This window comes from Paractinoplanes polyasparticus, assembly GCF_019710575.1.
GTDB lineage: Bacteria > Actinomycetota > Actinomycetes > Mycobacteriales > Micromonosporaceae > Actinoplanes > Actinoplanes polyasparticus.
Genome location: NZ_JAHWFK010000013.1, coordinates 144591 through 167016, shown reverse-complemented (window position 1 = coordinate 167016; position 22426 = coordinate 144591). Strand labels below are relative to the sequence as shown.

Annotated in this window: 17 protein-coding genes; 11 read left to right on the top strand and 6 right to left on the bottom strand. The window is 69.6% G+C overall.

Annotated features, from left to right (window positions below):
- Window positions 1-7: 7 nt before the first annotated feature.
- Both KXC43_RS15650 and KXC43_RS15645 read right to left on the bottom strand, forming a co-directional pair.
- Window positions 8-361 carry a hypothetical protein gene (locus KXC43_RS15650; protein ID WP_221376786.1) on the bottom strand — a complete coding sequence of 118 codons (354 nt, stop codon included), beginning with the start codon at window positions 359-361 and terminating at the stop codon, window positions 8-10.
- The gene (locus tag KXC43_RS15645; protein ID WP_221376785.1) at window positions 358-2043 is read right to left on the bottom strand and encodes a PspC domain-containing protein; all 1686 of its coding nucleotides are present in this window, start codon (window positions 2041-2043) and stop codon (window positions 358-360) included. The genes KXC43_RS15650 and KXC43_RS15645 overlap by 4 nt, the downstream gene beginning before the upstream one ends.
- A gap of 154 nt (window positions 2044-2197) precedes the next feature.
- Here KXC43_RS15645 and KXC43_RS15640 point away from each other — a divergent pair, with 154 nt between their 5' ends.
- From KXC43_RS15640 to KXC43_RS15605, 8 genes are all read left to right on the top strand, one after another.
- Window positions 2198-3454, top strand: a complete 1257-nt coding sequence (locus KXC43_RS15640; RefSeq protein WP_221377098.1) for an ATP-binding protein — start codon at window positions 2198-2200, stop codon at window positions 3452-3454.
- Entirely contained in the window at window positions 3451-4119 is a 669-nt protein-coding gene (locus KXC43_RS15635) for a response regulator (protein ID WP_221376784.1), read from the top strand. Before KXC43_RS15640 ends, KXC43_RS15635 begins: the two co-directional genes overlap by 4 nt.
- Window positions 4120-4302: 183 nt before the next feature.
- Window positions 4303-5937, top strand: a complete 1635-nt coding sequence (locus tag KXC43_RS15630; protein WP_221376783.1) for a peptide ABC transporter substrate-binding protein — start codon at window positions 4303-4305, stop codon at window positions 5935-5937.
- A gap of 94 nt (window positions 5938-6031) precedes the next feature.
- Window positions 6032-6958, top strand: a complete 927-nt coding sequence (locus KXC43_RS15625) for an ABC transporter permease (protein ID WP_221376782.1) — start codon at window positions 6032-6034, stop codon at window positions 6956-6958.
- On the top strand, window positions 6951-7853 hold the full coding sequence (locus KXC43_RS15620) for an ABC transporter permease (RefSeq protein WP_221376781.1): 903 nt from the start codon (window positions 6951-6953) through the stop codon (window positions 7851-7853). The genes KXC43_RS15625 and KXC43_RS15620 overlap by 8 nt, the downstream gene beginning before the upstream one ends.
- Before the next feature lie 7 nt (window positions 7854-7860).
- The gene (locus KXC43_RS15615; protein WP_221376780.1) at window positions 7861-8889 is read left to right on the top strand and encodes an ABC transporter ATP-binding protein; all 1029 of its coding nucleotides are present in this window, start codon (window positions 7861-7863) and stop codon (window positions 8887-8889) included.
- Window positions 8882-9889: an ABC transporter ATP-binding protein gene (locus KXC43_RS15610; protein ID WP_221376779.1), complete on the top strand. Its 1008-nt coding sequence runs from the start codon at window positions 8882-8884 to the stop codon at window positions 9887-9889. The genes KXC43_RS15615 and KXC43_RS15610 overlap by 8 nt, the downstream gene beginning before the upstream one ends.
- 12 nt (window positions 9890-9901) lie before the next feature.
- Window positions 9902-13105, top strand: a complete 3204-nt coding sequence (locus tag KXC43_RS15605) for an NACHT domain-containing protein (RefSeq protein ID WP_438870894.1) — start codon at window positions 9902-9904, stop codon at window positions 13103-13105.
- Here the strand turns inward: KXC43_RS15605 and KXC43_RS15600 are convergent.
- The gene (locus tag KXC43_RS15600) at window positions 13102-13392 is read right to left on the bottom strand and encodes a chorismate mutase (protein ID WP_221376777.1); all 291 of its coding nucleotides are present in this window, start codon (window positions 13390-13392) and stop codon (window positions 13102-13104) included. The genes KXC43_RS15605 and KXC43_RS15600 overlap by 4 nt on opposite strands.
- A gap of 235 nt (window positions 13393-13627) precedes the next feature.
- On the bottom strand, window positions 13628-15481 hold the full coding sequence (locus KXC43_RS15595) for a bifunctional metallophosphatase/5'-nucleotidase (RefSeq protein WP_255644129.1): 1854 nt from the start codon (window positions 15479-15481) through the stop codon (window positions 13628-13630).
- A 143-nt stretch (window positions 15482-15624) separates the two neighbouring features.
- On the opposite strand from KXC43_RS15595, the gene pcrA reads away from it, so the two are divergent.
- A complete protein-coding gene (pcrA, locus tag KXC43_RS15590; protein WP_221376776.1) occupies window positions 15625-18039 on the top strand; it encodes a DNA helicase PcrA in 2415 nt (804 codons plus the stop codon).
- A 23-nt stretch (window positions 18040-18062) separates the two neighbouring features.
- On the opposite strand, the gene KXC43_RS15585 is transcribed toward pcrA, so the two are convergent.
- Both KXC43_RS15585 and KXC43_RS15580 read right to left on the bottom strand, forming a co-directional pair.
- Window positions 18063-18878 (bottom strand): M23 family metallopeptidase, encoded by an 816-nt coding sequence (locus KXC43_RS15585; protein ID WP_308129096.1) that lies wholly within the window; start codon window positions 18876-18878, stop codon window positions 18063-18065.
- Window positions 18879-19196: 318 nt separating this feature from the next.
- The gene (locus tag KXC43_RS15580; RefSeq protein WP_221376774.1) at window positions 19197-19937 is read right to left on the bottom strand and encodes a M23 family metallopeptidase; all 741 of its coding nucleotides are present in this window, start codon (window positions 19935-19937) and stop codon (window positions 19197-19199) included.
- Between the two features lie 388 nt (window positions 19938-20325).
- Here KXC43_RS15580 and icmB point away from each other — a divergent pair, with 388 nt between their 5' ends.
- Window positions 20326-20730, top strand: a complete 405-nt coding sequence (gene icmB, locus KXC43_RS15575) for a coenzyme B12-dependent isobutyryl CoA mutase small subunit (RefSeq protein ID WP_221376773.1) — start codon at window positions 20326-20328, stop codon at window positions 20728-20730.
- 514 nt (window positions 20731-21244) lie between these two features.
- On the top strand, window positions 21245-22423 hold the full coding sequence (gene sucC / locus KXC43_RS15570; RefSeq protein ID WP_221376772.1) for an ADP-forming succinate--CoA ligase subunit beta: 1179 nt from the start codon (window positions 21245-21247) through the stop codon (window positions 22421-22423).
- Window positions 22424-22426 lie beyond the last annotated feature (3 nt).

The following is a 22426-nucleotide window of genomic DNA, read 5'->3' as shown; positions in this document are numbered from 1 at the left end:
GCCCGCCCTACTCCTTGCGCGGCTGGTCGGTCGTCAGGCCCGGGTGTTCCTGCGAGAAGCGGTCGGCGGGGTCGTCCAGCAGTTCCCGGACGATCGACGCGTGCACCTCGGCGGTGAGGTCGCCGGGCAGTTCGGGCTCGGCCGGCTGTTCGGGGGCGGGCGCCGGGCCGGGTGCCGAGCGGGCCGACCGCAGCGCGCCCAGCAGGCCGATCACGCCGAAGACGATCAGGCCGCCGGCCACCAGCCAGCCCACCGCGGGCAGGTGCAGGGTCATCACCCGTGACACCGCCCACCACGCCACGACCAGCAGAAACAGGATGCCGAAGCTGAGCGAGACGCCATCCGTACGATGCGGCCTCATCGGAGCACCTCCACGTTTCCCGTGTCCATCTGAAGGTCGAGCTGGAGCGTGCCCCCGCCGGCGCCGTCGGCTCCGAGGTCGGTCACAGTCTGTCCGTCGGCATCGCGGTCGGTGTACTCCTTGTCGAAGATCACGGCTCGCCCGTTCTCGAGCTGGAGCGTGGTGGTCGTGTCGACCGTCCCCGGCAGCAGCACCCGCAGCTGGCCGACCTTCATGGTGACCGTGACCGCCTGCGTCTGACCGGCGAAGGCGACCTGGCGCAGGTCGAGCGTCGCGTTGCCGGCTGTGAAGTCGTACCGGTCGGCGACCGCGGCCAGCGTGGCGGGCCGGTAGACGCTGTTGCCCACCTCGCTGCCCCACCGCTCGGCGCCGGTCGAGATCAGCAGGCCGATCGAGGCCAGCAGGCCCAGCGCGATCAGCCCACGGGCCCGGCCGAGCCAGGCGCCGACCAGCAGGCCGACCGCGATCGTGGCGACCGCGGCGGCGAAGTAGGCCGACACCGCGACGCTCGCGCCCGCCGTGTCGATCGCGGCGATCACGCCGAGCACCACGATCAGACCCGAGAAGGTCAGGCGGCCCAGCTTGGAACGCTCACGCGGCGGCTTGGGCGGCTTGGCGCGCACCATCGGCGCCGGCGGCGCGGGCGGGTAGGTGACCGGGGTGGGCCGGGCGTAGGGGCCGTGCGGCGCGAACGGCGGCCGGTAGCCGCCCGCCGGCGGCGCGTAGGCCGGCGCGTAGGGCGGCGGCGGAGGCGGCGAGTAGCCGTCGGCCGGCGGTGTGTAGGGCGGCGGCGGTGCTGTCCCCAGGGGCTGGGTCACCGGCTCGGCGGGCGCTGCGGTGGCGGCCGCCGGCGACGCGGTGGGCGGGACGGCGCCGAACTCGGCCGTCTTCTCGAAGGGGCCCGGCTCGAACGGGTTCGGCTCGAACGGCCGGGGCGGCGGAGCGGCCGTGGGAAAGGCCGAAGGCTGGTGTTGCTGGCTGCTGCCGCTGCGCTTGATGAGCAGGATCGCGCCCACGATGACCGCGCAGGCCAGCAGGCTGGCCCGCATGCCGTCCTGCACGATGAAGGCGAACGACAGCACGGCCGCGCCGCCGAGCAGCACCACCGAGACCGGCGCCATGCCGGAGCGGCCCTTGCCCAGCAGCGACTCGATCGGCGAGGCGGCGTCGCCCTCGGCCGGGGTGGCCAGCCAGCCGATCAGATAGAGCAGCACGCCGACACCGCTGATCACGCCGAGCACGGCGAACAACACCCGCCACAGCACCGGGTCGGTGTTCGTGGCGCGGGCCAGGGCGCCGCACACGCCGGCCACATAGCGGCCCTGGCGGGGACGCACCAGCTTGTCGCGCGAGAACGTCGGACCGGTGCCCGTGCCGAACCACGGCGGGGGCTCGGTGGCCGGGCCGTGCTCGGTGGCCGGGCCGGGCTCGGTGGCCGGGCCGGGCTCGGTGGCCGGGCCGGGCTCGGTGGCCGGGCCGGGCTCAGTGGCCAGGCCAGGCTCGGTGGCCGGGCCGGGCTCAGTGGCCAGGCCAGGCTCGGTAGCCGGGCCAGGCTCGGTAGCCGGGCCGCGCTCGGTGGCCGGCGCCGAAGTCGCCGACGGGGTGGTGGGCTCGGCGGCGGACGCCGGCACGTCCTGCGACGGACCGGAGGGACCCCGCGCGGCGGCAGCTTCGTCGTTCATGACATCGATCCTCGCCCCGCGGGCACCCGAATCGCTTCCGGCTCCGACCCTGAGGCCACCCTGAGATCCCGGGGCCGGATACCTGGGGGAGTTCCCCGTGGCCCAGGCCGCCCGAACGTGTGACGATCGGAGGGACACAAGCCGAGGAGGAGTCATCACCGCCGCCGTCACCCCGCCCCCGCGCCGCCTTTACCGGCCGCGCGACCACCGCGTCATCGCCGGTGTCGCGTCCGGGCTGGCGCAGCACCTGGGCGTTCCCGTGCTGGTCGTGCGCATCGCGCTGGTGGTGCTGCTCGGGTTCAACGGCCTCGGCCTGCTCCTCTACGCGGCGTTCTGGGCCGTGCTGCCGCAGCAGGCCGTCACGGCCGACCCGCCCCAGCGCCGCGACAAGGCCATGCTGCTCCCGTTCGCCGCCATCGGCCTCGGCGTGGTGCTGCTGCAGGCCCTCGTCTTCAAAGACAGTGTCGCCGGCACGGTCGGCTGGCTCATCGCCGTCGTCGCGGTCGGCGCGGGCATCATCTGGCACCAGTCCGACCCGAGCCGCCGCACCCTCGGTGGCGCGATGCCGCAGCAGCCGTGGCTGGCCGCGGTGGTGGCCGAGAGCGACCGCCGGTTCTTCCTGTTCCGCTTCATCGGCGGCGGGGTGCTGGTCGCCACCGGCATCATCGGTGTCGTCGCCGTCTACGCCCCGGCCGGCAGCCTCTCGGCCGTCGTCAACGGCGTCATCTTCGCCCTGGTCGGGCTGCTCGGCGTCGGCGTGGTGGCCGCGCCGCTGCTGTGGCGCATGTTCAACCAGCTCCGCACCGAGCGCGAGGGCCGCATCCGCGAGCAGGAACGCGCCGAGCTGGCCGCCATGATCCACGACCAGGTGCTGCACACGCTGGCCCTGATCCAGCGCAACTCGGCCGACATCAAAGAGGTGCAGCGGCTGGCCCGCGGCCAGGAACGCAGCCTGCGCAACTGGCTCTACAAGCCCACCGCCTCGCCCACCGAGCGCTTCGCGGCCGCCCTCGAGCAGGCCGCGGCCGAGGTGGAGGACACATACGCGATCACCGTCGAGACCGTCGTGGTCGGCGACACCGAGTGCGACGACCGGGTCGCGGCCCTGGTCGCGGCGGCCCGCGAGGCGCTGGTCAACGCGGCCCGCCACGCCGGGGTGCAGACCGTGTCGCTCTACGCTGAGGTCGAGGCGGAGGAGCTGAGCGTTTTCGTGCGCGACCGCGGCGCCGGGTTCGACCTGTCCGGCGTGCAAGAGTCGCGGCACGGCGTGCGAGGCTCGATCATCGGGCGCATGCAGCGTCACGGTGGCAAGGCGGAGATCCGCAGCGCCCCCGGCGACGGGACAGAGGTCCGGCTGAGCATGTCCGTGTCGCGCGAGAGCGTGGCAGCGGGGAAGGAGACTGCACGATGACCGAGCCTCAGGAGCCCACGACCGAACGACGGCTGACCGTCTTCCTGGTCGACGACCACGCGATGTTCCGGGCCGGCGTGCGGGCCGAGCTCGGCGCCCACGTCGAGGTGGTGGGCGAGGCCAGTTCGGTCGCCGAGGCGGTCACCCGGATCGCCGCCATCGAGCCCGACGTGGTGCTGCTCGACGTGCACATGCCCGACGGCGGCGGGCGGGCGGTGCTCGACGCGATGCGGCGCACCCATCCCCACGTACGCTTCCTGGCTCTTTCCGTCTCGGACGCCGCCGAGGACGTGATCGGCCTGATCCGGGCCGGCGCCCGCGGCTACGTCACCAAGACGATCTCGCCCGACGAGTTGGCCGCGGCGATCCGGCGGGTGGCCGACGGCGACGCCGTGTTCAGCCCGCGCCTGGCCGGCTTCGTGCTCGACGCGTTCGCCTCCCGGCCCGACGTGCCGGTTGCCGACCCCGAGCTCGACCAGCTCACCAACCGTGAGCGTGAGGTCCTGCGGCTGCTCGCGCGGGGTTATGCGTACAAAGAGATCGCCAAGGAGCTGTTCATCTCCATCAAGACCGTCGAGACGCATGTCTCGAACGTCCTGAGGAAGCTCCAAATGAGCAACCGTTACGAATTGTCACGATGGGCGGCTGATCGTCGCCTCGTCTGACGGTCGGTCGCGGAACGCGCACCGACCGGTATAGTCCCAGTTCAGGGGCCTGCTTCACAGGGTGATCGAAGGGTCTGACTAGTATCGGCTTGATAACGGGGCCTTGGCAGTCGTTGGCTCTGTGTCACAGTTGCTGCGTCTCACACGACCCCCGTGAGCGCCCCTGAAGGAGGCACCCCCCACATGCCTGGGAAAAGCCCGTGGAAGGTGGCGGCCTCTCTGGCCACCATCGCCTTAGTGGCGGCCGGCTGCAGCGGTAGCACCTCGGAAGACACCGAAGTCCTGCCCAACAGCATCAGCATCGGCATCGGCGAGCCCTCGAGTCTGGTCCCGTCGAACGCGGTGGAATCGAACGCCTCACAGGTGCTGGCGTCACTGTTCTACCCGCTCGTGCGGTTCGACCCGCAGAACAAGCCGTACCCGGTCGCCGCGCAGTCGATCACCCACGACAAGGCCAACCGGGTCTGGACCGTCAAGCTCAAGCCGGGCTTCACCTTCAGCAACGGCGAACCGGTCACCGCCGACAACTACATCGAGGCCTGGAACTACGGCGCCTACGGGCCGAACGCCCAGCGCGCGTCGTACTTCTACAGCCGGATCGACGGCTTCGCCGATCTCCAGGCGAAGGACCCCGACGACGACGGTCCTGAGAAGGCGGCCGAGCCCCAGGCCACCAAGCTGCGCGGGCTCAAGAAGGTCAACAACCTGACCTTCACGGTGACGCTCTCCGAGAACTTCGCCGGGTGGCAGTCGGTCATGGGCTACGACGCCTTCCTGCCGCTGCCCAAGGCCGCCTTCTCCGCTCCGGGCGTGCTCAACAAGGAGTACGGCGAGGCGCCGATCGGCAACGGGCCCTTCAAGATGAAGGGCAAGTGGTCGCACGACGAGAAGATCGTCGTGGAGCAGGTGGCCGACTTCAAGGGCACGGTTCCCAAAATCGGCGGCATCACCTGGAAGATCTACCAGGACCTCGGCGCGCAGTACGCCGACCTGATCGGCGGCAACCTCGACGTCGAGACGAAGATCCCGATCGAGAGCCTGGGCTCGGCCTCCGGCGACCTCGGCGACCGCCTCGGTAAGACCCCGAGCTCCGCGTTCTCGTTCATGGGCTTCCCGCTGTACGAGGACAAGTGGAAGAACCCCGAAGTGCGCCGGGCGCTCTCCATGGCGATCAACCGTGAGGAGATGACCGACCAGGTCTTCCTCGGTTCCGAGACGCCGGCCAAGTCGTTCGTGTCGCCGGTCGTGTCCGGCGCCCGCCCGAACAGCTGCGGCGAGTTGTGCGAGTACAACCCGACCAAGGCCCGCCAGCTCTACACGGCGGCGAACGGCCCGAAGGACATCAAGATCGGGTACAACGCGGACGGCGGCCACAAGGCCTGGATCGACGCGATGTGCAACCAGATCAAGGCGTCGCTCGGCGTCAACTGCGCCGGCGCTCCCCAGCCGAAGCTCGGCACCCTGCTCGACAAGGTGCGGGCCAAGGAGGATGCCGGCCTGATCCGCCTCGGCTGGACCATGGACTACCCGCTGATGGAGAACTACCTCGGCCCGCTCTACACCAGCGACGGCTCGTCGAACTACTACGGCTACAAGAACAGCACGTTCGACAGCCTGGTGCGTCAGGGCTCGGCCGCGCCCACCACGGCCCAGGCCGAGAAGCTGTGGCGCGAGGCGGAAGATCTGCTGGTCCGCGACATGCCGGTGTTGCCGCTGCGATTCGGGCAGAACGTCTTCGGCTACTCCGACCGCGTCACCGACGTGACCATGGATCTCTACCAGAAGGTCGACATCTACTCGATCGACTTCGCTGACTGATTGACCGTTCGAACGGTGGTGGCGCCACGGTGGGGAATGACACCGTGGCGCCACCGCTGTCTGCCCGTCCCCTCCGCGCCCAAAAGGCTTCTCCATGTTCCGCTACATCGTGCGGCGACTGCTTCAAATGGTCTTGACCTTCTTCGGGGCCACCTTCGTCGTCTACGCGTTGATGTTCGCCAACATCGACGACCCGCTCCAGGCCCTGGTCGGCGACCGTCCCCTGACCGACACCCAGCGCTCCGCGTTGAACGCTCAGTACCACCTGAACGACGGCTTCTTCACCCAGTACTGGCACTACGTGTCGGGCCTGCTCACCGGTGACCTGGGGCAGTCGCTCACCGGCCGTCCGATCGGCGACATGCTGGCCCAGGCATGGCCGGTCACCATGCGGCTGGCGCTGCTCGCCATCGTCATCGCGGCCGCCGTCGCGGTCGGGGCCGGCGTGCTCTCGGGCCTGCGGCGCGGTGGCGCGTTCGACACCGTGACCCTGGTGCTGACGCTGCTCGTGCTGGCCATGCCGATCGTGGTGCTGGCGCCGCTGGCCCAGCTGGTCTTCGGCATCCAGCTCGGCTGGTTCCCGCCGACCGCGACCCGCGACGCCAACCTCTACCAACTGCTGCTGCCCGCCCTGGTGCTGGGCACCCTGGTCGTCGCGACCGAACTGCGGGTGACCCGCGCGTCGGTGGCCGAGAACCTGCGTTCCGACTACGTGCGCACGGCCCGGGCCAAGGGCCTCGCGCCCAAGCGGGTGGTCGGCGTGCACGTGCTGCGGAACTCGCTGATCCCGGTGGTCACGCTGATCGGTGTCGACATCGGCGTGCTGATGTCCGGCGCCGTCGTGACCGAGGGCGTCTTCAACATTCCCGGCGTCGGCTTCAACCTGCTGCGCGGCATCCGCACCGAGGACGGCCCGCTGGTGGTCAGCTTCGTCAGTGTGCTCGTGATCGTGTTCCTGGTGATCAACCTGATCGTCGACCTGCTCTACGCCGCCCTCGACCCCCGGATCCGCTATGAGTGACCCCAACGCCGTCGTGGCCGCCGAGGCGCCGTCGAGAACGCCGCGCAGCCTGGCCGGCGACGCCTGGCTCGACCTGCGTACCCGCAAGGTCTTCTGGATCGCGGCGGTGCTGGTCGTCGTGGTGTTGCTGATGGCCGTGTGGCCGTCGCTGTTCACCTCGGCCGACCCGCGGGACTGCCTGCTCGCCCGCAAGAACGCCGGAGCGAGCGGCGGCGCCCCCTTCGGGTACGACTTCCAGGGCTGCGACGTCTACGCCAAGACCGTGTACGGCGCCCGCGACTCCATCCTCGTCGGGGTCACCGCCACGCTGATCGCCGGGCTGATCGGCCTGGTCGTCGGTCTCCTGGCCGGCTACTTCGGGCGCTGGGTGGACGCGCTGCTGTCCCGCTTCGTCGACCTCGTGCTGGCCATCCCGTTCATCCTCGGCGCGATTGTGCTGGCCCGGCGGCTGTCGTCCGACCCCGAGAGCGACGGCGTGTTCGCCGTGATCGTCACCCTCGGGGTGCTCGGCTGGACCACCGCGGCCCGGGTCATGCGCTCGGCCGTGATCTCGGCGAAGAACCAGGACTACGTGGCCGCGGCCCGGATGCTCGGCGCGAGCCCGGCCCGGCTGATGCTGCGGCACATCCTGCCCAACGCGATCAGCCCGTTCATCGTCGTGCTGACCGTGCTGCTCGGCATCAACATCGCCGGCGAGGCCACCCTGTCGTACCTCGGTGTGGGGCTCAAGGGCGATTCGATCAGCTGGGGCCTTGCCATTGCCGAGGCCGGGCCGTACGCGCGTACCGTGGCGGCCCCGCTGGTGTGGCCGTCGGTCTTCCTGGCGGCCACCGTGCTCGCCTTCATCATGCTCGGCGACGCGATCCGCGACGCCTTCGACCCGAAACTGCGGTGAGGCGCCGATGACCGACATCACGGCTCAGATGGACGCGCTGCCCGGCATGGACCCGCGGGCGCCGCTGCTGCACGTGGACGACCTGCACGTCGAGTTCCGCACCCGCGACGGCGTCGCCCGGGCGGTGAACGGCGTCAACCTGTGGCTCAACCCGGGCGAGACGCTCGCCGTGCTGGGCGAGTCGGGCTGCGGCAAGTCGGTGACCGCCCAGGCGATCATGGGCATTCTGGACACCCCACCCGGTCATGTCACCGCCGGGCGGGTGCTCTATCGCGGCGTCGATCTGCTGCGCCTGCCCGAGAACGAGCGTCGCAAGGTGCGGGCCAACCGCATCGCCATGATCTTCCAGGACGCCCTCAGCGCGCTGAACCCGGTCTACACCGTCGGGTTCCAGCTCGCCGAGTTGTTCCGGGTCCACCGCGGCGCCTCCCGCCGGGAGGCCAAGCGCCGCGCGGTCGACCTGCTCGACCAGGTACGCATCCCGGACGCGCGACGCCGAGTCGACGACTACCCGCACCAGTTCTCCGGCGGCATGCGGCAGCGCGTCATGATCGCGATGGCACTCGCCCTCGATCCCGAGGTGCTGATCGCCGACGAGCCCACCACGGCCCTCGACGTCACGGTCCAGGCCCAGATCATGAGCCTGCTGGCCGACCTGCAGCGGCAGCGCAACATGGGCCTGATACTGATCACCCACGACATGGGTGTGGTCGCCGACGTCGCCGACCGGATCGCGGTCATGTACGCGGGCAAGGTCGTCGAGGACGCGCCGGTGTACGACATCTACGCGCACCCGGCCCACGCCTACACCAAGGCGCTGCTCGAATCGATCCCGCGGCTCGACCACAAGGGACAGCCACTCAACGTGATCCGGGGCCTGCCCCCGGCCCTCACCGACATCCCGAGCGGCTGCGCCTTCCACCCTCGATGCGCGTACGCCCGGGAGATCTGCCGCCTCGAGCCACCGCCGTCCTACCAGATCGCGCCGCAGCGCGTCACCAGCTGCCACTTCGTCCGGGAGGTCCTCGGTGTCTGACGTCGTGCTCGAGACCCGGGGCCTGGTCAAGCACTTCCCGATCAACAAGGGCATCGTCTTCCGGACGAAGGCGGGCGCCGTCCGCGCGGTCGACGGCGTCGACCTGCAACTGCGGCGAGGCGAGACGCTGGGCATCGTGGGGGAGTCCGGCTGCGGCAAGTCGACCCTGGCCAAGCTGCTGGTCGGGCTCGAGAAGCCGACCCACGGCGAGATCCGCGTACGCGGTGAGGACATGGTGCGCCTCGGCGGCCCGGCCCTGCGCCGGGCGCGCCGCAACATCCAGATGGTCATGCAGGACCCCTACACCTCGCTGAACCCCCGCATGACGGTCGGCGACATCATCGGCGAGCCGTTCGCCATCCACCCCGACGCGGCGCCCCCCTACGGCAAGGCTCGCGCGGTGCAAGAGTTGCTCGAGGTGGTAGGCCTCAACCCCGACCACATCAACCGGTATCCGCACCAGTTCTCCGGCGGCCAACGCCAACGGATCGGCATTGCCCGAGCCCTGGCCCTCCGCCCCGAGATCATCGTCTGCGACGAGCCGGTGTCCGCATTGGACGTCTCCATCCAGGCCCAGATCATCAACCTGCTCGAGCACCTGCAGAAAGAATTGGGCCTGGCGTACATCTTCATCGCCCATGACCTGTCGGTGGTCCGCCACATCTCCGACCGGGTCGCCGTGATGTACCTGGGAAAGATCGTCGAAACCGGCAACCACGCCGCGATCTACGAACAGCCCACCCACCCGTACACGCAGGCCCTGCTCTCCGCGGTCCCCGTCCCCGACCCCCGCCTACGAGGCCGCCGGGACCACATCATGCTCGAAGGCGACGTCCCTTCCCCCGCCGATCCGCCATCGGGCTGCCGCTTCCGAACCCGCTGCTGGAAAGCTCAACCGGCCTGCGCCGACCACGAGCCCCTGCTCGAGATCCGCCAGCGTTCGCCCCACCCCAGCGCCTGCCACTTCGCCGAGATCCGAGACGTGATGCGCCGCTTCTGACCCTCCGGAGGAATGTCCAGATCGTGCCCGGCTGAGAAACTCCCAGGCATGCTGAGACCGTCATCCCGCCGTGGCCTCACGTACGCCGATGCCGTGCACCTGCTGGGCGCGGGCGAAAGCCCGTTCATCGCGGCCCTCGGCCGGATCGCCGGCGCGCCCGCCGCCGTCGCGGCTGCCGCCACCCTCAGTTCGGTCGACCTCCTCGCGGTCCGTACCGAAATGATCCAATGGGGACAGACGACGACACGGGTCCTCCGGGAGAAGCTCAGCGGCCTGAGCCGCTTCGATCGTACGGAGCGGCTGACAGCTGCCCACGCCGTGCTCGTAGTCAGCTCGTTCTTCGAGTCGATGGACTACTCCGGTCCGGAGATCGTGCTTGCCGAGCAAGTCGCGATAGGCGCCGGATCGGCTGTCGAAACTGCCCGGGAAGGCATCGTCAAAGTTCTCGTCGAGGCTGACATTCCCATGCCCTCCGCAGCGGTACCGATTGATCGGCTCGACGACGACTTACGCTCGTATTACAGATCCCTGGCGCATGCGTCACTTCAATTCCTTGCTGGACTCGCGGGCGCAGTGTCACCACTGCGAGCAGCGGAAGACACTGTGGCCGCCGCGTTGGAGCGCTACAAGATCGGTTACCGCTCATTGGCAACCGAAGTACCCGAGTTTGCGATCTGGGCCGCGATGACCGATGCGGCGGCAGGTCGAGCTGCTACCGAGCGGGTAGGCGCCGATCTTGCCACTGGTCTGGCCGGCATCCGGTCAATGCTGGCCGGCCTCACCGGCGTCGCCGACGCTTGCCGCGCTGACCTAGCCGATCAGTACCGGCGAGAACTGTCCCGCCCGATCGTCGAGTTCGGCGACCTCCCGGACGGCGTCCGTCTTCCAGCGACCTCCGACCTCTACGTGAACCCGCGAGCCCGGGCCCGACGCGGCGGACAGTCGTCACCTGTCGCGGCCGAATCGTGGTGGGAAGAACCCGACACCGTCGAGGTCACGGACATCCAGTCTTTTGTGGCGGGTTATCTCACCGGACCCGATGCGACCGCCGCCCCGTTGGTGGTGCTCGGGCAGCCCGGCTGCGGCAAGTCCATGCTGACCCGGGTGCTGGCGGCTTCTCTGCCGCCCGAGGAGTTCCTCGCGGTTCGGGTGGAGCTGCGCTCGGTCGCGGCGGACGCCCCGGTGCAGGATCAGATCGAGGCGGCGGTGTACGACACCATCGGTGAGCGCCCCGGATGGCCGGAGCTGGTCCGCTCGGCGGCCGGCGCGCAGCCGGTCGTCCTGCTCGACGGCTTCGACGAACTGCTCCAGGCTTCGGGGGCCAACCGTGCCGACTACCTCGAACAGGTCCGCGATTTCCAACGCCGCGAGGCTGATCGTGGCCGCCCGGTCGCGGTGCTGGTTACAACGCGGATCGTCGTAGCCGACCGAGCCCGCGTGCCGGAGGGCAGCGTGGTGCTGAGGTTGGGTCCCTTCGACGACGAGCAGATCGCCAATTGGCTGGAGGTCTGGCGAGCTACCAATGAAGCCGGCCTCGCGGTCCGGTCGTTGGAGCCGCTGGCGGCGGAGGTAGCGATCCGATTTCGCGAGTTGGCCGAACAGCCGCTGCTGTTGCTGATGCTCGCTCTCTACGACGCCTGGGACAACGGTCTGCGCAACGCCCGCGATCTGAAGCGGACTGATCTTTACGAGCGCCTGTTCGCCGACTTCGCCCGCCGCGAGCTAGCCAAGCGTGAGCCGGCGGCACCGATCGACGAGCCGGCCATCGCCCGCGAGATCCACCGGCTCGAGCTGGTGGCTATCTCCCTTTTCGGCCGGGGTGCGCAGGTGGCCACCGAGCGTGAGCTGGACGACGGCCTGCGGGTCCTGCTGCGCGACGACAGGGTCGGCCGACCGGACCGGGACCGCCCGCTGAGCGCGGCCCAACTGCTGGTCGGCCGGTTCTTCTTCCTGCACGAGTCGCGGGCCCGCGAGGGCGTCGATCAACCTGAGCGCAGCTTTGAGTTCTTGCACGCCACATTCGGCGAGTTCCTTGTGGCGCGCCTAGTGATCAACACGTTGACCGATCTGGCTGAGGAGCGCCGGCTCCAAGCTCGACGACCCAACCCGAAGCCGATCGACTCAGGTCCGCTTTCGGCGTGGCTGTCGTTTGCGGTGCTCACCGGACGCGCGCCAATCGTTGAATTCTGCCGAGCGATGCTCGTGCGCTTGATCCCGGAATTGCGGTTGGAGTGCGACGCGCTGCTGCGCGACCTGCTCCGAGCGGCGGCGTTTCCGCCGGCGACCTGGTCGCTAGCCGACTATGCCCCGGTCCGCCGGTCCGCATCCGAGCGAGAGGCTGCTTTCACCGCCAACCTCGTCACCCTGCTCGTACTCCTCAACCCCGACGGGCTCGACGCCGACTCGTTGGAGTTTCCGTGGCGTCCACAGGCTCTGCTGTGGGAAAGCCGCCTCTCCGCCGACGGTTGGGACAGCCTATGGACCGTCATGCGGATGAGAGTGGATCCGGTCACACGCAGCTCGACGCTTGTACTCGAAGACGGTTCCGACGTCAGCCTGTGGCACTCGATGCCGTGGCCGGCACGCCAGCCCGATGCCGCCCCTTGGGGCACGTACGAGCTCTTTCGCGATGTCGTGGTTCCGGCCGAGTACCGGGGAGGCGCCTGGTTTCGAGAGGCGGCATTTCGACGGGACCGTGGCTTGCCGCTCGTGCTCGCGCATGGTGCGGCGCCCTTCTGGCGAGAGATAGGCACACCGCTCGGCGCCATCAGTGACGTTGCCACCCGAGGTATCAATCTGGAGGTACTACTCGAGGTGCTGCTGGCGTCGCGCGCCGGAGAGGTGGAGCGTCTGACGATGGCCTACCGGGCTGCCCTCGACGCCTTCCAGCGAATAAGTGCAGGCACCGACGTCATCATGCGACTGCTCGAGGACGACGCGCGGCGCATCGAGACCGATGAGGTTCTGGTGTTGTTGGGTGACGCCGCCCATCCGAGGAATAGCATCCGTAGCTACTTGATCAGGCACGCGGATGGGCCCGCGCGGATATTGGCCATCTGTCACAGTCGTAACGCCGAGCCCAACCTGATCCGCTTCGTCTACGAAAACATCGGCGCTTACACCCGTGTGGACCCCGGCGGGCAGGCCTTCTGCGACCTGCTGCGCCAGGAGTTCGAGGTCCTCGGGGTTCCGTTTCCCGAGTCGTTGTTCGCCTAGAGGGGTCCGCGGCCGGCGCGGAGGATCATCAGGGCTACCTGGGCGCCGTCGGGGCCCATGGCCTCGCGGAAGCGTTCCACGATCTCGCGTTCGCGGGAGAGGACCAGGCGGGTGCCGCCGCTGGCCATGCGGGTCTTGCCGACCGTCTGGGAGAGGCGGGCCCGCTCCTGCCAGAGGTCGATGATCTGCTGGTCGATCTCGTCGATGCGCTCGCGCATCGCGCGGATCTCGTCGGCGGCCAGCGGCTCGCCGGCTCCGGTGTTCTGGTCCATCACGTCGGCGCTCATGTCGTGCTCCTCGGGTGCTGGCGCCCCGGTCGACCCGGCCCGGGCAGCATCAAGCCCCGGGCGGGAAGGCCCGGGGCTCGATGTAGGTCTGTCGTTCAGACGCTAGCTACGGCAGCCGGACATCCGGTGCCATAGAAAAATCGCGTCTGCTGGATCACGAGGCCGAGTATGCCCCCGTCCCGAACGGCTACGCAAGAAAACCGCCCGATCCGTGGGACACGATCACCGCTACGGCTCACGCGACCGTAAAAATGCGGTTGGCGGGGCCGGGGGCGACGGGGGCGCCGGCGCCCAGGTAAGCGACCAGGGCGTCGACGTCGAAGCCGGGGGCGGTTACCCGGCCCGTGCCGGCGGTGAGGGACGAGAAGCCGTCGCCGCCGTTGGCCAGGAAGTCGTTCGTGGTGATCTTGTAGGACGCGGCGGGGTCGATCGGAGTGCCGTTCAGGGCCAGGTTCGAGATCTTGGAGCCCAGAGCGGCCGAGGCGCTCCACGTGTAGGTGAGGCCGGCCGACACCTGCAGGATCTTGGTGGAGGTCTGGCCGTTGTAGCCGATGAACTGCTGCTCGAGCACCTCTTTGAGCTGCGCGCCGGTGAAGGTCTGGGTGACCACCAGGTTGTTGAACGGCTGGACGGTGAACGCCTCGCCGTACGTGATCTCGCCGTTGGCCTCGCCGCCGGCCGACGCCTCGGCGTCGAAGTCGGCCCGGATGCCGCCCGGGTTCATCAGCGCGATCTGAGCGCCCTCGCCCGTGGTGCGGGCCAGCTGGGCGTCCGCGATCACGTCGCCGAGCGGGCTCTCGCCGGCCGGCGTCGCGGTGCGGGTGATGTCGGCCGTGATGCGGCCGACGATGCGGTTGGCGATCGGCGCGACCGCCGTTCGGTACTTGTCGGCGACCTTCTTGGCGGCGGCGTCGGCCGTGGCCGGGTTCTTCAGGAAGACGCCGTTGGCGTCGCGCTGCCAGCCGCCGTTGCCGTCCGGGACACCGTTCTCGACGATCACGTTCTTGGCCGTGATCTCGGCGAAGCGGCCGGTGCGGCGGTCGATCGACCAGTCGGTGTCGGTGACGATCTGGCCGTTGGTGCCGGCGCTGGTGACGACCGAGGTGCCCTTCTTGTTGGGCAGCGTGCACGAGTAGAACCGGTGGGTGTGGCCGGAGACGACCAGCCCGAATTCGGGGTTGAGCCCGGCCACGATCGGCACGATGGGGCCGGTGAAGCCGTTGCAGTCGCTCACGCCGGGTGTCGGCGTCGCCGTGGCCTGCGAGCCGCCCTCGTGCACGAGCAGCACCTGCGCCTTGACGCCGAGCAGCTTGAGCACGCTGCCCCACTTGTTGGCCGTCTCCACCTCGTCGGCGAAGCGCACGTTCTGGATGCCGGCCGGGTTGACGATGGCGGCTGTGCCCTCGAGCGTCATGCCGACGAAGCCGACCGGTACGCCGTTAATGATCTTGATGTCGATCGGCGGCAGAATGGGCAGGCCGGTCTTCTTGTTGATCGTGTTCGCGGCGAGGTAGGTGAACTTCGCCCCGCCGAAGCCGTCGCCGTCCTGGCAGCCGTCGGTCGGGTGGCAGCCGCCGCGCTGCATGCGGATCAGCTCGTTGACGCCCTCGTCGAACTCGTGGTTGCCGACGGAGCTCACCTGCAGGCCGATCTGGTTCATCAGCTCGATCGTGGGCTCGTCGTGGAACGCGGCGCTGACCAGCGGGGTGGCCCCGATGAGGTCACCGGCGCCGACGGTCACCGTCGGCCGGCCCTCGGCCTTGGCCTCGGCCCGCAGCTTCTTGAGGTACGTCGCCAGGTATTCCACGCCGCCGGCGGGAGTGGACGTGCCGGACGCGTTGACGACCGCGCCACTGCCGGACGGCGGGTCGATCGCGCCGTGGAAGTCGTTGTAGCTCAGGAACTGGCCCTTGACGGTCGCGCCCTGGGGCAGGCCGTAACTCACGCTGACGGGCTGGAACTCGGGCGGCGCGGCGGCCGCGGGCGTGGCGGGGCCGGGGGCCAGCGGCAGCGCCGCGACCACAGCCAGTGCCAGGGCCGGTGCGGCGAGGTGACGCAGCACGGTCCGGCGACGGGAACGGTCCATCATGTTCGATCTCCCGATCGTGTGTCCGGTCAACTCCGACAGCCTGGTGCATCGACGCTGGTGGGCGCTACTGGCTGTGGATAACTAGTGGGCGTCTGTGCGGCGGACGATTCTTGTCGGAGGGTCGGCATAGACTTGCCCCCGCGATGCGACCTTCTTCCGAAACCCCCGACGGCACCCTGTTCGCCGTGCCCGCCACGCGCCCTCCCGCCGAGGCGCGGCCACCGCGGAAACACGACCCCGAGACGCTGCTGACCGGCCTCAACGGCCCCCAGCGCGACGCGGTCACCCACGCCGGCTCGCCGCTGCTCATCGTGGCCGGCGCCGGCTCGGGCAAGACCCGGGTGCTCACGCATCGCATCGCCTACCTGCTGGCCGAGCGCGACGTCCACCCCGGCCAGATCATCGCGATCACGTTCACCAACAAGGCCGCGGGCGAGATGAAGGAGCGGGTCGCCCACCTCGTCGGCCCGCGGGCGCGGCTGATGTGGGTGTCGACGTTCCACTCGGCCTGCGTCCGCATCCTGCGCGCCGAGCACGAGCACGCCGGCCTCAAGAGCACCTTCTCTATCTACGACGCCGACGACTCGCGCCGCCTGATGACGCTGGTGATCCGCGAGCTCGACCTCGACCCCAAGCGCTATTCCGCGCGCGGCCTGGCCGCCCAGGTGTCCAACCTGAAGAACGAACTGGTCGAGCCGGAAGAGTTCAAGGACAAGGCCAAGGGCCCCAACGAGCGGGCTGTCGCCGAGGCGTACGAGCTGTATCAGCGCCGCCTCCGCGAGGCGCACGCGCTCGACTTCGACGACATCATCATGACCACGGTCCACCTGTTCCAGTCGCATCCCCACGTCGCCGAGACCTATCGTCGCCGCTTCCGGCACGTCATGGTCGACGAATACCAGGACACCAACCACGCGCAGTACACGCTGGTGAAGGAGCTGGTGGGGGAGAAGGGTGGGGAGGTCGAGCCCGCGGAGCTCTGTGTGGTCGGCGACGCCGACCAGTCGATCTACGCGTTCCGCGGCGCCACCATCCGCAACATCCTCGAGTTCGAGCGCGACTACCCCGACGCCCGCACGATCCTGCTCGAGCAGAACTACCGCTCCACCCAGACGATCCTGTCGGCGGCCAACGCCGTGATCGACCGCAACACCTCGCGCAAGCCCAAGCGGCTCTGGAGCGACCAGGGCGCCGGCGAGCAGATCGTCGGCTATGTGGCCGACACCGAGCACGCCGAGGCCGACTGGGTGGCCCGCGAGATCGACCGGCTGAGCGACCGCGAGGACGTGCGCCCCGGCGACGTGGCCGTCTTCTACCGCACCAACGCGCAGTCCCGCGTCTTCGAAGAGGTGTTCATCCGCGTCGGCCTGCCCTACAAGGTGGTCGGCGGCGTCCGGTTCTACGAGCGCAAAGAGGTCCGTGACGCGCTGGCCTACCTGCGTTCCGTGGTCAACGACGACGACACGGTCAGCATCCGCCGCGTGCTCAACACCCCCAAGCGCGGCATCGGCGACCGGGCCGAGGCCTGCGTCGAGGCGTTGTCGAGCCGCGACCGCGTCTCGTTCGGCCAGGCCCTGCGCCGTGCGAAGGACGCGCCCGGCATCTCCACCCGCGCCGCCAACAGCATCACCGACTTCGTCCAGCTGCTCGACGACCTGCGCGAGATGTCGGCCACGGCTCCGCCCGAAGAGGTGCTGGAGGTCGCCCTCCAGCGCTCCGGCCTGCTCTCCGAGCTGGAGGAAAGCCTCGACCCGCAAGACCAGGGCCGGGTCGAGAACCTGCAGGAACTGGTGAGCGTCGCCCGCGAGTACACCGAACGCGTCGAGGCCCAGGCCGACGAGAACGACGACACCCCGGTCGCCACGCTGGCCGGCTTCCTCGAACAGGTGGCGCTGGTCGCCGACGCCGACCAGTTGCCCGACGACGACCCCGACCACCAGGGCGTGGTCACGCTGATGACGTTGCACACGGCCAAGGGCCTCGAGTTCCCGGTGGTCTTCCTGACCGGTCTCGAGGACGGCGTCTTCCCGCACACCCGCGCCCTCGGCGACAACAACGAGCTGGAAGAGGAACGCCGCCTGGCCTACGTGGGCATCACCCGCGCCCGCCAGCGGCTCTACCTCTCCCGCGCCGTCACCCGGGCCGCATGGGGCCAGCCGCAGTACAACCCGCCCTCCCGCTTCACCGACGAGTTGCCGCCCGAGCTGATCCGCTGGGAGCGCACGGCCGGCTCCTACACCTCGTGGTCCGGCACGGGCGGCGGGGTGGGGGGTCGCGGTGGCGGCGACCGGTCCCGCGGCGGCGGTTTCTCCGGGGGTACGCCCAAGGCCCAGCAGCTGGCGAGCCGCCTCGGCATCGACGGCAGCAAGCTGTCGACCGCGAGCGAGCTGCGTCAGGCGCCCAAGGTCTCGCCCGGCGACCGCGTCAACCACCAGCGCTACGGCCTGGGCCGCGTGATCACCGTCGAGGGCCAGGGCCCCGGCGCCCGGGCCCAGGTCGACTTCGGCGACCAGGTGATGTGGCTGATCCTGCGCCACGCCCCCATCGAGAAGATCTGAGACGCCGCCTCGGGTCGTGCGGGTCAGTCGCAGCCGGGGACGGGCACTCCTCGCTCGCGTAGCCAGGCGGTCGGCTCGATCGGGTTCTTGTAGAGGCCCTGGTGCACCTCGAAGTGCAGGTGCGGTCCGGTGGAGTGGCCGGTGGAACCCTCGTCGCCGATCTGCTCGCCGGCCTCGACCCGCTGGCCCTCGTGTACGGCGACGGCGGACATGTGCCCGTAGTGGGTGAGGTAGCCGTTGCCGTGGTCGATGAGGACGGCCAGGCCGTAGCCCTGCGCGTCACCGGCCCGCACGACGACACCGCCGCCGGCGGCCAGGATGGGTGAGCCGTGTGGCCCCGCGATGTCGACGCCCGCGTGCAGGCGTCCCCAGCGCTGGCCGTAGCAGGAGGTCACCCGGCCCGACGGGTTCGGGTTGACCCAGCCTGTGGTGGCGGCCTGCGTCTTCGCCTTGGCCTTGGCCGGGGCGATCGGGCGGGGCTTGACCTTGCGTGGCGCCCCGGCGGCCGTGCCCGCCGCCGGGGGCTTCCACGGAGCGACCGGCGCCTCGGCGACGGCATCCGGCTCGGAAGCGGAGGTCGGAGCGGGGGCGGGCGCGACGATGGTGACGGGGTCGGCCGATTCGGCGGCGGCCGCGGCGGTGCCGCCGGCCACACCGGTGATGAGCGCGCTGCCCAGTGCCGCGGTCAGCAGCACAGCGCGGCCCTTGTCGCTGCGCAGCGGGCTCGCGACGGAGTGGAACAGCGGGCTCGCGAGGGCGAGGGAGCGCGGAGCGCGGTGCCGCCCGGCCAGTTCCCGGCGATGCCGCCCGGCGGAACGGGTCTCGGCTTGAAACGCCACGCGGCACAACCTCCCAGGCAGAACGATGACTGACATCTGCCTGTCGGCCCGCCACAGGAGTTCTTGAGAGAGGTGGACCCCGGTTCACCCGAGTTGCAACCAAGCGTCGGGCCGTCTCGTCCGCGCGGTGGGCGTTGTCTGCGTAAGCCCCGCCCAACGGTCGTCGTCCGAGGGTGGCTGCGGGGACCCAGCGCCGGACGGAGTCATCCGCCGCATGGACCCGAGTCAGCGAGCGCCGGTCGGCCGGACCACTCGATCGGGGTGGTTCAGGCGCGGACCGAGGGGTAGAAAACCCTCAGCGAGCGCTGCAGGGGGAGATCAGGAAACGCCGGCCACACCGGCGGCGAAGACCGACTCGACCTGGAGCTTGATGTCGACGCCGCGCTGGCGCAGGAACGGGATCGGGTCGGTGGGGGCGCCGTCGACGTGGATCTCGAGGTGCAGGTGGGTGCCGTACGAAGCGCCCGTGTTGCCGACCTGGCCGATGACCTGCCCGGCCTTGACGACCTGGCCCTTCTCGACGAGCACGCGGCGCGAGTGGGCGTAGATGACCTCGTTGCCCTCGTCGTCCTCGATCGTGACCGCGTAGCCGTACGCGCCGAAGTAGCCCGCCTGGGTGACCTTGCCGGCGTGGATCGCCTTGTAGGGCAGGCCCTCGGGCGCCGCCAGGTCGATGCCGGCGTGCAGCTTCTCCCACCGCATGCCGTAGCCGGAGGTGAAGGTGTATTCCTCGAGGGGAAGCAGCCAGACGTCGGCCGCGGCCTCCTCGGCGCTCAGCTTGGTGGTGGCCGCCGAGTCGCGGCTCTCGCCACGGGAAGCGGCGTCGGTGCCGGCGTCACGCTCGGCCAGTGCCTCGGCCGCTACTTGACTGCCTCCGAGACCCTTGAGGGCCTGCGGGTCGACGGTCTTGGCGTCGGGCATGTTCGAGGCGCCCAGGGCGACAACACCGGCCCCGGCGAAAGCGGCGGTGACGGCGACGGCGTAGCGGGAGCGCGGAGGGGTGGGTACGCGGCGACGACCGCGATAACGATCGGGCTCAGACGACAAGCGCTGGCGCACGAACAACCCTCCGTCGGTGGCAAAAGTGCAGGTTCCCGAGGCCGAACTTCCGGTGATTCGAGAGGCATCCGCGCTGTCAGATCAGCGTTAACTGGTTGACAGCCGGGAGCCACGGTAGCCAAACGTCTGCCGGGTCACAAGTCGCAGCGCCAAATCGCTGACAGTTCCTGGTCCGTATTGCACAGCGAATGTCCGAATTGGCGGCCTTTCACGAAGAAGTGTTCGCGCACGCGGAGTAATGGCATCAAAAACAGATAGTGAGGTGACGCAGAATACATTTTCGGTCACCGCAGGTGATCTCCGGTTCGGGGCGGCGACTGTCTCGCGGCGGCCCGGCAGGTTACCGTTCGTTCAGGTGACAACGCGGTCAGTGGCTCGGAGGGTCAGGATGCAAGCACGGATCAGAGTGGTCGTCGCGAAGCCGGGGCTGGACGGGCATGACCGCGGGGCCAAGGTGGTGGCCCGGGCGCTGCGCGACGCCGGCATGGAAGTTGTCTACACAGGCCTGCACCAGACGCCGGAACAGATTGTCGAGACCGCCGTCCAGGAGGACGCGAACGCGATCGGTTTGTCCGTTCTGTCCGGGGCGCACATGACATTGTTCCGGCGCGTCATCGAGCTGCTCGCGGAACGTGACGCGAGTGACATCGTCGTATTCGGCGGGGGCATCATCCCGGCCGACGACATCGCGGAATTGGAAAAGCTCGGGGTGGCCCGCATTTTCACTCCGGGCGCCACTACCGCGTCCATCATTGAATGGGTACGCGCCAATGTCTCTTCGCCGGTGGGCTGACCTGCCGCGACGCGCGAAGCCGGTGGGCTGATCGGTCACGAGGCGCGAAGCCGGTGGGCTGATCGGCCGTTACGCGCCAATCGCAGGCAACGCGAATCAAACGCAAGGGGAGAGGCCGGACGCACCCCTCACACGTCCGGCCCCTCCATGCACGATGCCCCGCCGCCACCCCTCGACCGACAGGGCATCGGCCGCCTTCGCGCCGGTTCGCCTCAGCGTTCCGACACCACACTCAACGAAGCCTCCGAGGGAGGGTTACGCGAAGAACCCCGGGAGTTTCCGGGTCACTCCGGCCTCGCGCGGCGCGGCCGTCACTCGTACCCCGGGTGTGCGGTCTTGCACACCGTGCACCCGCGGCTCCGGAGCAGTGGTCCCGGTCGCTAGTCTGCGAATGATGGCCCGTAGGGCCGGACATTCTTCACGCCGGCGACGCCGCCAAGGCCGCCGCGCAAACAGGTCGGGACGCGGGCGGTGCGGCTTGCCGGCGCATGGCGTCGCGAGCGAAAGGAGACACGTGGACCTGTTCGAATATCAGGGGCGCGACCTCTTCGAACGGCACGGGCTGCCCGTGCTGGGCGGTGGCGTCGCCGAGACCCCGCAGGAAGCCCGGGCGATCGCCGAGCGGCTCGGCGGCAAGGTCGTCGTCAAGGCGCAGGTCAAGGTCGGTGGCCGGGGCAAGGCGGGCGGCGTCAAGCTGGCCGACGGCGCGGACGAGGCGCAGGCCCGCGCGACCGACATCCTGGGCATGGACATCAAGGGCCACACGGTCCACAAGGTGATGCTGGCCGAGACGGCCGACATCAAGGAGGAGTACTACTTCTCCTACCTGCTCGACCGGGCCAACCGCACGTTCCTGTGCATCGCCAGCGTCGCCGGCGGCATGGAGATCGAGACGGTCGCCGAGGAAGACCCGGACCGCGTGGCCAAGGTCGCCATCGACGCCGTCAAGGGCGTCGACGAGGCCAAGGCGCGCGAGATCGTCACCCAGGCGCAGTTCCCGGCCGAGGTGGCCGACCAGGTCGTCGACATCGCGGTCAAGCTGTGGCAGGCGTTCGTCGCCGAGGACGCCACCCTGGTCGAGGTCAACCCGCTGGCCAAGGTGGGCGACGGCCGGGTGCTCCTGCTCGACGCCAAGATCACGCTGGACGAGAACGCGGCGTTCCGGCACCCCGACCACGAGGCGCTGATCGACCAGTCCGCGGTCGACCCGCTGGAGCAGGCGGCCAAGGCCAAGAACCTCAACTACGTCAAGCTGGACGGCGAGGTCGGCATCATCGGCAACGGCGCCGGCCTGGTCATGTCCACTCTCGACGTGGTGGCCTACGCGGGTGAGCAGCACGGCAACGTCAAGCCGGCCAACTTCCTCGACATCGGCGGTGGCGCCAGCGCCCAGGTGATGGCGAACGGCCTCGAGATCGTGCTGGGCGACCCCGCCGTGAAGTCCGTGTTCGTCAACGTCTTCGGCGGCATCACCGCCTGCGACGAGGTCGCCAACGGCATCATCCAGGCCCTCGCCCTGCTCGGTGAGCGCGGCGAGACAGTGACCAAGCCGCTCGTGGTGCGCCTCGACGGCAACAACGCCGAGGCCGGCCGGGCCATCCTCGACGGCGCGAACAACCCGCTGGTCGAGCGAGTAGACACGATGGATGGAGCGGCCGCGCGGGCCGCCGAGCTCGCGGCTGCGGGGAAGTGACGA

What these genes read in the sequence shown, in the direction of transcription:
- KXC43_RS15650 (WP_221376786.1), bottom strand. Translation starts at nt 361, where the DNA reads ATGAGGCCGCATCGTACGGATGGCGTCTCGCTCAGCTTCGGCATCCTG.
- icmB (WP_221376773.1), top strand. Translation starts at nt 20,326, where the DNA reads ATGCAAGCACGGATCAGAGTGGTCGTCGCGAAGCCGGGGCTGGACGGG.
- KXC43_RS15625 (WP_221376782.1), top strand. Translation starts at nt 6,032, where the DNA reads ATGTTCCGCTACATCGTGCGGCGACTGCTTCAAATGGTCTTGACCTTC.
- KXC43_RS15630 (WP_221376783.1), top strand. Translation starts at nt 4,303, where the DNA reads ATGCCTGGGAAAAGCCCGTGGAAGGTGGCGGCCTCTCTGGCCACCATC.
- KXC43_RS15605 (WP_438870894.1), top strand. Translation starts at nt 9,902, where the DNA reads ATGTCCAGATCGTGCCCGGCTGAGAAACTCCCAGGCATGCTGAGACCG.
- KXC43_RS15595 (WP_255644129.1), bottom strand. Translation starts at nt 15,481, where the DNA reads ATGATGGACCGTTCCCGTCGCCGGACCGTGCTGCGTCACCTCGCCGCA.
- pcrA (WP_221376776.1), top strand. Translation starts at nt 15,625, where the DNA reads ATGCGACCTTCTTCCGAAACCCCCGACGGCACCCTGTTCGCCGTGCCC.
- KXC43_RS15620 (WP_221376781.1), top strand. Translation starts at nt 6,951, where the DNA reads ATGAGTGACCCCAACGCCGTCGTGGCCGCCGAGGCGCCGTCGAGAACG.
- KXC43_RS15635 (WP_221376784.1), top strand. Translation starts at nt 3,451, where the DNA reads ATGACCGAGCCTCAGGAGCCCACGACCGAACGACGGCTGACCGTCTTC.
- KXC43_RS15600 (WP_221376777.1), bottom strand. Translation starts at nt 13,392, where the DNA reads ATGAGCGCCGACGTGATGGACCAGAACACCGGAGCCGGCGAGCCGCTG.
- KXC43_RS15645 (WP_221376785.1), bottom strand. Translation starts at nt 2,043, where the DNA reads ATGAACGACGAAGCTGCCGCCGCGCGGGGTCCCTCCGGTCCGTCGCAG.
- KXC43_RS15615 (WP_221376780.1), top strand. Translation starts at nt 7,861, where the DNA reads ATGACCGACATCACGGCTCAGATGGACGCGCTGCCCGGCATGGACCCG.